Source organism: Synechococcus sp. UW179B, from assembly GCF_900474245.1.
In the GTDB taxonomy this organism is placed as follows: domain Bacteria; phylum Cyanobacteriota; class Cyanobacteriia; order PCC-6307; family Cyanobiaceae; genus Synechococcus_C.
In genome coordinates, this window is record NZ_UCNZ01000022.1 from 53,240 (window position 1) to 65,943 (window position 12,704).

Sequence of the window (12,704 nt, forward strand, 5' to 3'; positions counted from 1 at the left end):
TTTAGAGGCGCAGACACCCTTTGTGAAGCTGATCAAATCGGTCGATATCCAAACCAGTCAGGAACCTGGTTCTGACTTTCACCATCCTGCTGGCGATGGAGATGCACGTACACACTGTTGCTCCCCGTCAAGGACAACTGTTCAATCGCCAAGCAATCATCAACGGCACTGAGATCGTCCTTGTGCTGCTCAAGGGCATCAAGCAACCAGCGCTTCTTGGCTGCTGCTTTTGCGGCTTGCGGCGAGGAGGCCACAACGAGTCCAAAGCGATGCAATTCCGCAAGGGAGTCGGGCTGATAGGCCCCGAGGTTGACGAACCACAGACGTTGCTGCGCAGAAGAAGGCTCCATCTCAAGGGTGACGCGCCAACCATCAATGCAATGCACGGCCATGTAACTGTCGAGATGCAACCCGCGACGGCGACCAAACCACTGGCGACGAAGCTCGGGATAGGTGTCTTCGATGCAGCGGCCCGCTACGAAGCGAACATCATGCAGCTCAATCAAGCTTCGATCGGTGCGTCCACCAAGGACAACCAAAAACAAGATGGTCTGGTCCACGCACTAATGGCGAAAGGAATTAGCCATGCTCACGAAAAAAGTCGATCACACTGACCAGCTCATCAGCGAATCGATCAATCTCAGCGTGCGTCGTGCAAAAACTGAGGCTTGCCCGGGCTGATCCCGTCACGCCGTAGAGACGATGCAGCGGTTGGCAGCAATGGTGACCACTGCGAATACAAACGCCGGCCAGATCCAGCATCGCCGCGATGTCGTTGGCATGAACACCCTCCACCACAAACGTGGCAAGGGCTCCACGATCAGGCTGCTGCTCAGGCGTAGGGCCAAGAATGCGCAGACCATCAATCGATTGAAGCCGGCCAAACAGATGGGTGGTGAGCTCCGCCTCCCACGCCTGAATCGCATCGAATCCAAGCGTTTGCAGGTAGGTGATGGCAGCACCCATGCCGATCGCTTCACCAATAGCTGGCGTACCCGCCTCAAACTTATGGGGAAGGTCCGCCCAGGTGCTGTGATCCAAGAACACCTCTTGAATCATTTCGCCACCACCTAGGAAGGGCGGCATCGCCATCAACGTTTCTTCCGCAGCCCATAGAAAGCCCATTCCAGTGGGGCCACACAGCTTGTGAGAAGAGCCCACGAGGAAATCAGCGCCAAGGCTCTGCACCGAAATGGGTTTATGCGCCAGGCTTTGACAGGCATCCACCAACACCTTGGCCCCAACAGCATGGGCAAGGGCTGCAATCTCTTCGATCGGATTGCAGCACCCCAGGGTGTTGCTGATGTGCACCAAGCTCACCAGGCGTGTTCTCTCATTGAGCTGATCCCGCAGGTCCGCTAGGTCAAGCGTGCCCTCAGGGGTCACCCCCACATGCCGAAGCACACAACCCGTCCGTTCAGCGAGCAATTGCCAAGGCACCAAATTGCTGTGGTGCTCCATCACGGTGAGCAGCACCTCATCCCCAGCCTTCAGCTGGGCATCACCCCAGCTGCGAGCCACCAGGTTGATGGCTTCGGTGGCATTGCGCGTAAACACGATTTCTTTCGCGCTGGATGCACCGATCAAGCCAGCGGTAATCGAACGAGCCCCTTCAAACGACTCTGTGGCACGGGCACTGAGCTGGTGAGCTCCGCGATGGACATTGGCGTTGTCGCAGGCGTAGTAGTGCTGAATCGCATCGAGCACGACACGGGGCTTCTGACTGGTCGCCGCATGATCCAGATAGATCAGGGGCTGACCAGATCCTGAGACCTGGCCAATAATCGGGAAATCGGAACGAACTCGCTCCGCAATAGTTACGGGGGCGTTACGGGGAAGTGTTGTCATGGGGTCATCCCTCCGACCTGCAGGCTGCCGCCCAACCAGCGCTGCGAGGCACTGAGAGGCAAGCGGTCCAACACCTCCTTGCAGTAACCACGCAGCAGCAAGGTTGCGGCCGAAGACTGCGTAATGCCGCGGCTGCGCAAGTAAAAAAGCTGATCCTCCTGAAGCTGACTCACGGTGGCCCCGTGGGTACAACGAACATCGTCGGCCACGATTTCCAACTCGGGCTTGGCATCCACGCGGGCGCGCCCAGAGAGCAACAAGTTTCTGCTGAGCTGGGAGGCATTGGTGCGCTGCGCCGGCCTGGGCACTTGAATAGCTCCGTTGAAGATGCTGTGAGAACGATCGGCAGCGATCGTTTTTTGCACTTGGTCAAGCGTGCCCTCAGGCCCCTCAAAGCGCACAGCGGTATGAACCGCAAACTGCTCGTCAGCAGCGGTGACGGAAAGACCATGAATGGAAGAAGAAGCCTGGCCATCCACCTGCACAACACTCGGCTCGAGTCGCCCGAACGACCAGCCCTGAGACACGGAAACCAGGGAGTAATGACTGCGCGTCTCTTGCTCCACAGCCAGGTTGGCGAGCAGAGCCTCGCCACCATCCCCTAAAGCAAGCAAACCGTGATTCACCTTGGATTCCTGGCCGAGATGAATTTCGAGCAGATGACTATGGGCAGCCTGGCCCTTCGCGCTCACAACCTGAAGAAACTCGAGCTCTGCTTTTTCTTCAACCAGCAACAAAACCCTGGTTGGAACCAACATGGCGTCGGACGCGACCATCACCAGCTCAACCGGCGAAACTTTGCCGCGGATGCGCAACGCCAAAATCTGCTGACTCACTCCGTGATTCAGCTCCACCGGCCAATCCGACGCGCAGCGGCAGCGGGACAGGGTATGGCCGAGGGCCTGCTCCAACTCAGCCCCTTCGAGCAACGAAATTCCTTCCGGCAATGCCACCCCCTGCAGGGGATCCTGGCTGCCATCAATCACAAGCCTCAGGGCCTGCTCAGGAACAGGCGGCCAGCTATCTGCACTGGAGGAATCACTCCTTTGATCAGCGAGTGACAGCTGAAACAGGGCCTCCAGGCGAGTGAGGTCCGTGAGTCTCCACGCCTCTTGCCTCCTACTGGGAAAGCTCTGCTCTGACAGCGCCAATCGTCCTCGGCGCTGAACTGGCTCGAGTGTCCCCGCTGGTGCAGGGAGCTGTGTCAACCAACCCTCGGGCATCGCCATCGTTAGGCCACCCCCTCGGCCGCGAGCTGCTGATCCACCCAGTCGTAACCGATTTTTTCCAACTCAAGAGCCAACTCACGTCCGCCCGTACGCAAGATGCGGCCCGCCCCCATCACGTGCACGTAATCGGGAGTGATCTCATCCAAAAGCCTTTGGTAATGGGTGATCAGCAACGTGCAGTTGTCCTGACTCGCCAACTGATTCACACCGCCAGCAACGATGCGTAAGGCATCAATATCCAGACCAGAGTCGGTTTCGTCGAGGATCGCGACCACTGGATCCAACAGGGCCATCTGAAGAATCTCGTTGCGCTTTTTCTCGCCACCAGAAAAACCTTCATTCACGCTGCGTTCCAGGAATGCAGGGTCCATTTGCACCACTTGCAAGCGCTCACGCACGTGATCGTCGAAATCAAATGTGTCGAATTCCTCCTTGCCTTGCTTCTCGCGCCGAGCATTCGTGGAGACCCGCAGAAACTCCAGGTTGCTCACTCCAGGGATCTCAATCGGATACTGGAATCCCAAAAACACACCAAGACGCGAACGCTCCTCAGGCTCCAGCTCAAGAAGGTCACGGCCTAGGTAGCGCACGGAACCCGATGTGACCTTGTAAGCGGGGTGACCGGCCAAAATCTTGGACAACGTGCTCTTTCCGCTGCCATTCCGCCCCATCACGGCATGAATCTCGCCGGCTTTCACCGTCAGGGTCACCCCATTCAGGATCGGCTTGCCCTCAACGGACGCATGCAAGTCATTGATTTCAAGGAGAGGCTCGGCGTCAGGACGGATCACGTCAGAAGAAAAGGAAGAGAGAAACGAGTATTAAGAAGCTTGATGCTGGGATTAGCCCACCGAACCCTCAAGCTTGAGGGCGAGAAGTTTGTCGGCCTCAGCCGCAAACTCCATAGGAAGTTGATTAAAGACATCCCTACAGAAACCGCTCACCATCATCGACACAGCTTCTTCAAAGCCAATGCCTCGACTTTGGAGATAAAACAATTGATCTTCCGACATGCGACAGGTACTGGCCTCATGTTCAATCGCAGCTTGAGGCTGTTGGGAGCGAATGTAGGGGTACGTGTTGGCGGCAGCTTGATCACCAATCAGCATCGAATCACATTGGCTGTAATTACGAGCACCCTTGGCATTTGGACCAACTTGCACAAGACCTCGATAACTGTTGCTTGACCGACCAGCACTAATCCCTTTGCTAACAATTGTGGAACGAGTTCGTGGTCCCACATGAACCATTTTTGTTCCCGTGTCTGCTTGTTGGCAATTATTTGTAAGAGCAACGGAATAAAACTCACCAACCGAATCAGCACCCTGCAACACGCAACTTGGGTATTTCCAAGTGATAGCTGAGCCCGTTTCCACCTGCGTCCAGCTAATACGACTGCGATCACCGCGGCACTGACCGCGCTTGGTCACAAAATTATAAATACCACCCACACCATTCTCATCACCAGCGTACCAATTTTGAACCGTGGAATATTTAATCGAGGCATCATCTAAAACAACCAATTCCACAACAGCCGCGTGAAGCTGATTTGTGTCAAACATCGGAGCAGTGCACCCTTCCAGATAGCTCACCGACGCACCTTCTTCCGCAACAATCAACGTGCGTTCAAACTGGCCAGTATCGCCAGAGTTGATCCGGAAATAGGTAGATAGCTCCATGGGACATTCCACGCCCTTAGGAATGAACACAAAAGACCCATCACTAAAGACAGCGGAATTCAATGCCGCAAAGTAATTATCACTGCTAGGAACAACTGAACCAAGATATTTTTCGATCAGCTCCGGATGTTCAATAACAGCTTCACTAAAGGAGCAAAACACCACTCCATGTTCCGCAAGCTTTTCCTTGTAGGTGGTAGCAATCGAAACGCTATCAAAAACAGCATCAACGGCCACATTGCTCAATCTTTTTTGCTCGCTCAGAGGAATCCCTAATTTCTCAAATGTTTCAAGAAGCTTGGGATCAACTTCATCAAGACTTTGCTTTTTCTCTTGTTGCTTTGGCGCTGCGTAATAAACAATATCCTGGTAATCAATGGCCTTATAACCCAACGCAGCCCAATCAGGCTCTTCCAACTTCAACCAATGGCGATAAGCCTTGAGCCGAAAATCAAGGAGGAACTTCGGCTCATTTTTCTTAGAAGAAATCAATTTCACCACCTCCTCGCTTAGACCTTTGGCGATCTTCTCGGTTTCAATGTCAGTGACAAACCCGTACTTGTACGGCTGACTAACGAGATCGCGTGTGGAGGTACTGGTCATGGACTTCAACCTGCTGTGGCGTGAATCGTTTCCGTGCTGATGGTCTGGTCCTCGCAGCGGAAGGGATTGTCTTCTGTGAGAAACAACATGCAGTGGCAGTCTTTCCGCTCGCGCATGGGCACGCAAGGACAATTCCAAAAGGCTTGGGAGACCTCAGCTTCTTTGTCTTCGTAATGACGACAAGGGCAAAGCGCTCCACCTAAATCATCTTTGTGCTTGGCAAGACCCTTTAAGACAACTGCCGTCACTCCGGGATCACTACAAAAATAAGTGCCGGTTCGTTGGGCGTACGTTTCGGCAAATTTGCGAATGACCTCAAGGCTTTCAGCTGTCGGCTCTGTGCTGCCAGCGGACGCATCGGACATTGGGCTCAAGGGGGGAAAGGAGAGGACGTAGTCAGAGTGGAACTCTGACTACACCCCGGCCAAGGGTCAGGCCAGGACCGAGATACGAAACAAAAGGGTTTCGTTTCTAGGAGACTAGGGCACTGATCCATCGTCCGGAGACCCCATCATTCTGAAGGGGCGAACACCCGCTGAGCAGAGATCGGTCCAATCGTCGTTAACCCTGACGAAGGCGACGGCGGATTCACACGCCGATTCCGGCCTTCCCGTGGCATGGTGAGTTCAACAGCTTCATCCCATGGGAGCTCAGGCTCAGGCCCCGACCCGCGAGACCACACTCACCTTGCTTCTCCGGCAGGGCGAAACCAGTGCGGCCAAATTGGCACAGAAATTGGGAATTTCTGTGCAAGCCATGCGCCGGCATCTGCGCAGTCTTGAGGACGAAGAACTCGTGGAGGCCAGCCCCACGCCAGCCGGCCCTGGGCGTCCATCCAACCTGTGGAGACTCACCGCGAAAGGGCACCAGCATTTTCCTGACGGCAGCGAAAACTTCGCTTTGGGTCTGCTTGAGTCCATGGCAGCGACCTTGTCACCGGAGGTGATGGCTGATCTCCTCCGCCAGCAAGCTCTGGAGAAAGCCACCCTCTATCGCAAACAGCTGGGGAATGCACCGCTCGAAGAGAGAGTCCGCGCGCTGGTGAATCTCCGCCTCAAGGAGGGTTACGTCAGCGACATGCAGCCAGCCCCCACGGGTTCGGGTTGGTGCATCAGTGAATTTCACTGCTCAGTGCAGAGAATTGCCGAGGAGTATCCAGCGGTCTGTGATCAAGAGCTGCAGCTGATCAGGCACACCTTTCCCGACTGTCTGGTCGAGCGCGTGCATTGGCGCCTGGAATCAGGTCATTCCTGTGGATTCAGCATCGCCCCTAAACAGGACTAACCCATGCCTGAACAGCCGATCTTCGGTGCAGGGCCCTTGTCTCGAGCTGATGCCGAGCGGATTGAAGCCACGTTGCTTCCCAACCTCGATCGCCACCACCTTCGCCTCTTGGCCCACTGCTTACGCAGCTTTCAAGCCATCGCAGATCCGCGTCAATCAGGCCCCCTTCCAGACCGACCCACGCTCGAACAATGGCTGTTGCAACAGCCACAATTTTTGGACGAACCCCAGTTCCGCGACTTACTTCTCAAACAATTTTTAGCGGCAGCGCAGCAGCTCGAAGATCTCGCCAAACAGCAAGATCTCTCCCCGCTAGAACTCAACCTGGAAGCGCTCATTGAAGCCAGCACCAGGGCGAGCAAAGCCAGGCTCGAGGGGCCGCACAACCACCCTTCGAACTGCGATCATCCAGTACAGGCGTCATCCCCCTCATGACCTCGGCCATTCCCAACGCTGTCCATTTCTTTCAACAGAGTTGCGGTCGTTGGCGATCGCAACGCAGTGTTCATCACCTATTGCACCGACGAGCAGAGGCGGGTGGATCCCTCATCGTTGTGGAAGATCTCGATCCCGACGACCAACGCCTGCAAACACTGGCTGAACAACACGGCCAATCCCCGGGGAGCATTGCAGGAGGCAGCTTTGTGCGTTGGAGCGCCTCGATGGCCTGGGATCAAAACGGCGACGCCCATGACGGAGAAACAATCTTTGGTCTCATCCCAGATGGCGATGACGGACGCAGCGGCACCCTGCTTCGCGATTTGGGCTACGCCGAAAAAGCACCGGCCACCTCGACCTTCCAAATGGATCAACAGGACGGTCTCATCCTTTGCACCAGCTACGAGACCATGACCGTCTGGGAGCGCTTCTGGTTCACCAGCCCGAACGTAAGGCTGCGATCGAGCACGGTGGAAGGGCTTTCCAACAACGCCTCCTTTTGCATGGAAACGCGCTTAAGCGACGACACCGTGGACATCACAGAGGCGCCAGCTGGGGCCAAGGACGCGTCATTGCAACCCCTTTCAGCCCCATTCGGCTGGTAACAACAGACCGCGGTAACTATTACGGACTGTGAGTGCTGACCGGAGAGGAAGAGGTGCACCGGACTCTTCTTCTACGATCACAAACGAAGGATGTTGAAATTTGCGTGGCCATTCCTCTGTTGCAGTACGCACCGATCACCCAAAATTCAAGGGTGGCGGCGCTACGGGTCGCATCCGAAGAGGTGCCACGGGCCTATTCCATGGACATCGCCATGGATGCGGACAATTTGAAGTCCGTGATTGAAGGGGCTTACAGGCAGATTTATTTCCACGCCTTCAAGTCCGATCGGGACGTGAATCTGGAATCCCAGCTCCGAGACGGTCAGATCACTGTCCGCGATTTCGTTCGTGGCCTCTGCCTCTCCGACACCTTCCAGAGAAGTTTTTATGGCTTCAACAGCAACTACAAGGTGGTTCGCCATCTCGTAGAGAAGCTTTTGGGCCGGAAAACAAGTGGCAAATCAGAAGAGATCGCCTGGTCGATCGTGATTGCCACCAAAGGCGTGACCGGGATGGTCGATGCGCTGCTCGACAGTGAGGAATATCTCGACGCCTTTGGCTATGACACGGTCCCCTATCAGCGCAACCGCGTGCTCCCCGGACGAGAGCTAGGAGACACACCGTTCAACATCACAAGTCCTCGCTACGACGAGTACTACCGCGGAATTCTTGGGTTCCCCCAGTTCATCTACACCGGCACGGTCAAATCGATCCCGGCCCGCGCCAAGATCAAGCGCGGCGGCTTCCCCGAGGACTACCTGCCTTGGGTCCGTGGTCTTTCTGGCGCTCGCGGGGCCGCCCCCAGCGGGAGTGCCGATATCGATTACATCTCCAAGGTTCCTTACCGCAGCATCGGCCGCTGAATCACGCAAAAGCATTGCGAAAACAAGGAAAGTCGAGGGGGCCATCAGGCCCCTTTTTTTGTGAGTCCAGCGCCTGGGAGCATCCAAATGAGACCTCAAGAGCAGGGGTCTGGAGTCAGAAGATGCTGACCACAGCAATGAAAGATGTCTGAAAAATGGAAGTTGGCTGCAAACTGATCCCGAAGAAACTCGGTTGGTTGTCCGTGACGCAAGCCCTCTCATCTCTAGCTCGCCTGACGCTGCGTCAGCTCCGCCAGATGGCAAGTGATCTGGGGGTCACCCTCTACAGCCGAAAGAGCAAGGAGGATCTTGTTAGCGCTATCGCCGAACGCCAGGATCGTCGCGATGGCGATCTCGAAGCCATTGAGGCAGAGCTGCGTGCTCCCTCCATGCCCGAAGCAACGACCCGGGTCGTTTTCCTACCGAGAGATCCACAGTGGGCCTACGTTTTTTGGGAAATATCTGATAGCGATCGACGGCAAGCTCAATCAGAAGGAGCAGCCTTCTTGTGCCTGCGCCTCGCCGATGTAACCGGGCTCGAGAACGGTTCATCCCACCCTCACACGCTTCAAGAAGTGCCGGTTGATAGCCACAGCACTGAGTGGTATTTGCCTGTTCCTCTTTGCGATCGCGACTACCGCGTTGAGCTTGGATATAAGGCTGAGAACAAGTGGATCTCCCTGGCCTTCTCCTCTGTGGCAAGGGTGCCAGCCCTCCACCCAAGCGATCAAATTCTTGATCAATTTGTCCCCTTCAGCCTGGATGCCACACCTGCTGCCGATCCCGTGCAGCCGATGACCATGCCTGGGGCTGATCCAGAACCAACTGACAGCAAGTTGCACGAGCGTCTTTATCAAAGCGCCACGAACCACTTCCGCAGTCGCCGCGTTGGCTCCGAGATCCTTCACGAAAGCGATTCGATGGGTTCCGATCAGCGTGGACTCAATGATTCAGGAGTTGGCCTATGGGCCAGCGGACGCAATGAGTCCGGCCTGGGTGGAGTCGCTCCCCGTCAGCGGTCGTTTTGGCTCGTTGCCGATGCGGAACTGATCGTTTACGGCGCAACAGATCCATCGGCACGCCTCACCATTGGCAAAGAAGATGTGCCCCTTTCGAGCGACGGCACCTTCCGCATTCAGGTGCCATTCCGCGATGGTGAGCAGGTTTATGCCATCGAAGCCACGGCTGCTGATGGCGAACAAAAGCGCAATATCACCCTCAATTTTGAGCGTGTAACACCAGAAGACAACAGCAATCCCGCTAGCGAAGCACGCGCTGAGTGGTTCTGATTCTGAACTCCTCAATGCTGCGTTGGTTTGTTGCGATCACTCCCCTAGCAGGGGCCATGGCCTTCCCAATCCTTGTGCCGATCACCATGGCGAAAGTGGGGATCGGCGCCGGGGTGGGTGTCGCGCTCGTTTTGAGCACCCTTTGGTTTGTCGCCATGTTGCGGACATCTGAGATGCCGCACTGAGGGTGGAACCCTCAGTCTGAGAAGAGAACATTCTCCTGTGAATCGATCACAACACAGGCTTCCTGTACGGAAGCTGATCGTATCGACTGCTTTTGGCCTCCTCGCAAGTGGTTGCAGCCGAGCTGGTGTTGTGCTCGGACAGAGGCCCATCGATCTGGCCTTACCCAATGGGATCCAAGTCGGGTTTAACCACCGCGGGGGCCGTCGCTATCGAAGTCCGTTAAGCGGCGAATGGAGAAATGGCGACAATCTCGAACAGATGCTGATTGATGGGATTCAGTCTGCAGACGAAGAAATTTTAGTGGCGGTCCAAGAACTTTCCCTACCACAGATTGCCCAGAGTCTTGTTGCCGCAGCCCGCCGAGGGGTGAACGTCAAAGTCATTTTAGAAAACAACTACAGCACCCCATGGAGCCAAGATCATGAGCTCGATCTCAATGGTCATAAACGCCAAAGACTTCAACGCTTAAGAGCGCAAGCCGATCAAGATCAAAATGGTGTTGTGAGTTCGGAAGAAGCATGGAAACACGATGCGCTACTCATCCTTCAGAACGGACAGATTCCTTGGATTGATGACACTGAAGACGGCAGCAAAGGCAGCGGCCTGATGCACCACAAGTTTGTCATCATCGATGCTGAACACGTCATCACTGGCAGCGCCAACTTCACCAATTCCGGCATACATGGTGATGCTGGAGCCACCCAAACGCGCGGCAATGTAAATCATCTGATCGGCATTCAAAGTCAAGCTTTAGCTGCTGTTTTCAAAGAAGAGTTTGCTCAGATGTGGGGAGATGGCCCTGGCGGATCGAACGACAGTCGCTTTGGACGCAACAAAACGGCCCGGCCTCTGCAAACGGTCAAGGTGGGACCCGTAAAAATCAATGTGCTGTTTCCACCCCATGCAAAAAAACATCCAGGGCATGGACTTGATCTGATTGCGGGTCAACTAGGCAGGGCCAAAGAAACAATTGACCTTGCCTTGTTCGTGTTCTCCGCGCAACAGCTCACCAACAAACTTGCCGACAGGGTCTCCGCTGGCGTGAAGCTGCGGCTGCTTGCAGACCCTGGCTTTGCCAGCCGGTCTTTTTCAGAAGTGCTTGATCTTCTCGGAGTGGCCCTGCCCGATCGCTTCTGCAAATTAGAGGCAGGCAATCAACCCTTAACCAAACCGTTGAAGGGCATCGGCACTCCCGGCCTTGCTCCAGGAGACAAACTCCATCACAAGTTCGCCGTGATCGACAACCGCACGGTGATCACGGGATCCTTCAATTGGAGCCCCTCTGCCGCTCACACCAACGACGAAACCCTGCTGATGATCCACTCACCCCAACTGGCTGCTCATTTCACTCGCGAGATGAATCGGCTGTGGCGTGGGGCTGAGTTGGGGATCACTCAAAGAATGCGTCGAAAACTTGCACGACAGCGGATCCGTTGCGGGGATGGGGTGGAGAGAAGCTGAGAGGGTCGAGAGGAGGAGAGAGTGGCTGAGAGACAATGAGAAGAGATCTAGAAGCAGGTAGGCCGCCACAAGATGAAGCAAGAGACTCAGGACTTTCTAAACTTTATAGATCGAGAACTCAATCCAGGGATTATCACCATTGAGAGATGGAAGGAATATCTCAACAGACTTCCACAGATCTACAATAACGACATAGCATTCCGCCTGTTATTCGATTGGCACTGGACTGCATCTTTGAACAGTGGAAGATCATGGCACAAGAATCTCTCCATCTGCACAGAAGATCCAATTTACTCAAAGCAAGTTGCACTGATAAACGGAGCAGGAGCTTATTACCATAAACTTAACTATCAGTATCGAGAGCTCATCCTTTTTCATGCACGCACAGACCTAAGAGGCAAGTCTCTTCTTGAAATTGGAGGCTCACTACCCAACGATCTACTCTTTGAACACCTGGGAATCGACTCTTACATCAACATTGAATCACCCGACTACATCGAGGCAGAATCGGGCAAGTCATACACCGATAAACATGGAGACCACGAAAGAAGGAAGACTATTTACTGCAATGCCGAAGACATACACACAAAAGTAAAACCAGAATCAATTGACACAATCTTCTCAGTCGCATGCTTTGAACACATCTACGATCTACCAGCAGCACTTGAAGCATGCCATGCATGCAGCAAGAGAGGCGGAACTCTTTACTCCTACTTTGCACCCATATACTCTCAAATCCAGCAAGGTGATCATGGGGTAATACCACAACATGAGAAATTCCCAGAGAAGCCCATAGGACTTCACTTACTCTCATCAGAAGATCAGAGAAAGAAACTGATCAACGCAGGAATAACAGACCCCAAGGAAATCCAAGACTTTTTGGGTCGAGTCAACTTCGACCGAGTCCCTAATCGCCTTCTCTATGAAGACTACGAAAGGATCTGCACGGAATCACCATATGGTGTTTTAGAGCTTGATCGGCAAGACTGCTTCAACCTCTCGAAACTCTACGCAAACGAATTCAAGGAGGTAAGAGGCTCGAACCCCAAAGCACAAAACATGATGACCATTGGATTCAGAGTCCATCTATTGAAAAACTGAGCCAAAAACTCGCACCGATCACCTCCCAGTCACGACAGGATTTCCAATATCATCTAACTTGAAATCTTCTTCCTTTCAGATCATCAACATAACGAGAGACAGCATCCTCAATAAACTG

General features: G+C 54.4%; 14 protein-coding genes. 8 read left to right on the top strand and 6 right to left on the bottom strand.

The genetic code is table 11. The features are described from left to right. Window positions 1-32: 32 nt before the first annotated feature. From DXY38_RS09670 to DXY38_RS09695, 6 genes are read right to left on the bottom strand one after another with little or no spacing between them, the layout of a single operon-like run. Complete coding sequence (locus tag DXY38_RS09670) at window positions 33-560, bottom strand: DUF1543 domain-containing protein (RefSeq protein ID WP_115071472.1); 528 nt, start codon at window positions 558-560, stop codon at window positions 33-35. 19 nt (window positions 561-579) lie between these two features. Continuing rightward, window positions 580-1,848, bottom strand: a complete 1,269-nt coding sequence (locus DXY38_RS09675; protein WP_115071473.1) for a SufS family cysteine desulfurase — start codon at window positions 1,846-1,848, stop codon at window positions 580-582. After that, window positions 1,845-3,077, bottom strand: a complete 1,233-nt coding sequence (gene sufD, locus DXY38_RS09680) for a Fe-S cluster assembly protein SufD (RefSeq protein ID WP_115071474.1) — start codon at window positions 3,075-3,077, stop codon at window positions 1,845-1,847. Before sufD ends, DXY38_RS09675 begins: the two co-directional genes overlap by 4 nt. A 2-nt stretch (window positions 3,078-3,079) precedes the next feature. Beyond that, window positions 3,080-3,868, bottom strand: coding sequence for a Fe-S cluster assembly ATPase SufC (gene sufC / locus DXY38_RS09685; protein ID WP_006854487.1), 789 nt, complete (start codon window positions 3,866-3,868; stop codon window positions 3,080-3,082). Window positions 3,869-3,919: 51 nt separating this feature from the next. Beyond that, the gene (gene sufB, locus DXY38_RS09690; RefSeq protein ID WP_115071475.1) at window positions 3,920-5,359 is read right to left on the bottom strand and encodes a Fe-S cluster assembly protein SufB; all 1,440 of its coding nucleotides are present in this window, start codon (window positions 5,357-5,359) and stop codon (window positions 3,920-3,922) included. 5 nt (window positions 5,360-5,364) lie between these two features. Beyond that, window positions 5,365-5,724: a ferredoxin-thioredoxin reductase catalytic domain-containing protein gene (locus tag DXY38_RS09695; protein ID WP_115071476.1), complete on the bottom strand. Its 360-nt coding sequence runs from the start codon at window positions 5,722-5,724 to the stop codon at window positions 5,365-5,367. Window positions 5,725-6,001: 277 nt separating this feature from the next. On the opposite strand from DXY38_RS09695, the gene sufR reads away from it, so the two are divergent. The 8 genes from sufR to DXY38_RS09730 all read left to right on the top strand — a co-directional run bounded on the left by sufR (window position 6,002) and on the right by DXY38_RS09730 (window position 12,586). Then, window positions 6,002-6,643: an iron-sulfur cluster biosynthesis transcriptional regulator SufR gene (sufR, locus tag DXY38_RS09700; RefSeq protein WP_115071477.1), complete on the top strand. Its 642-nt coding sequence runs from the start codon at window positions 6,002-6,004 to the stop codon at window positions 6,641-6,643. Window positions 6,644-6,646: 3 nt separating this feature from the next. Then, the gene (locus DXY38_RS09705) at window positions 6,647-7,078 is read left to right on the top strand and encodes a hypothetical protein (RefSeq protein ID WP_115071478.1); all 432 of its coding nucleotides are present in this window, start codon (window positions 6,647-6,649) and stop codon (window positions 7,076-7,078) included. Next, complete coding sequence (locus DXY38_RS09710; RefSeq protein WP_115071479.1) at window positions 7,075-7,686, top strand: phycobiliprotein lyase; 612 nt, start codon at window positions 7,075-7,077, stop codon at window positions 7,684-7,686. Before DXY38_RS09705 ends, DXY38_RS09710 begins: the two co-directional genes overlap by 4 nt. Window positions 7,687-7,790: 104 nt before the next feature. Further along, a complete protein-coding gene (locus tag DXY38_RS09715; protein WP_038014535.1) occupies window positions 7,791-8,549 on the top strand; it encodes a phycobilisome rod-core linker polypeptide in 759 nt (252 codons plus the stop codon). A gap of 203 nt (window positions 8,550-8,752) precedes the next feature. Further along, complete coding sequence (locus tag DXY38_RS09720) at window positions 8,753-9,838, top strand: DUF4912 domain-containing protein (protein WP_170952914.1); 1,086 nt, start codon at window positions 8,753-8,755, stop codon at window positions 9,836-9,838. 14 nt (window positions 9,839-9,852) lie between these two features. Continuing rightward, the gene (locus DXY38_RS13495) at window positions 9,853-10,023 is read left to right on the top strand and encodes a hypothetical protein (protein ID WP_006854495.1); all 171 of its coding nucleotides are present in this window, start codon (window positions 9,853-9,855) and stop codon (window positions 10,021-10,023) included. A 37-nt stretch (window positions 10,024-10,060) separates the two neighbouring features. Then, on the top strand, window positions 10,061-11,485 hold the full coding sequence (locus DXY38_RS09725; protein ID WP_115071481.1) for a phosphatidylserine/phosphatidylglycerophosphate/cardiolipin synthase family protein: 1,425 nt from the start codon (window positions 10,061-10,063) through the stop codon (window positions 11,483-11,485). Window positions 11,486-11,557: 72 nt separating this feature from the next. After that, window positions 11,558-12,586 carry a bifunctional 2-polyprenyl-6-hydroxyphenol methylase/3-demethylubiquinol 3-O-methyltransferase UbiG gene (locus DXY38_RS09730; protein WP_115071482.1) on the top strand — a complete coding sequence of 343 codons (1,029 nt, stop codon included), beginning with the start codon at window positions 11,558-11,560 and terminating at the stop codon, window positions 12,584-12,586. Window positions 12,587-12,704 lie beyond the last annotated feature (118 nt).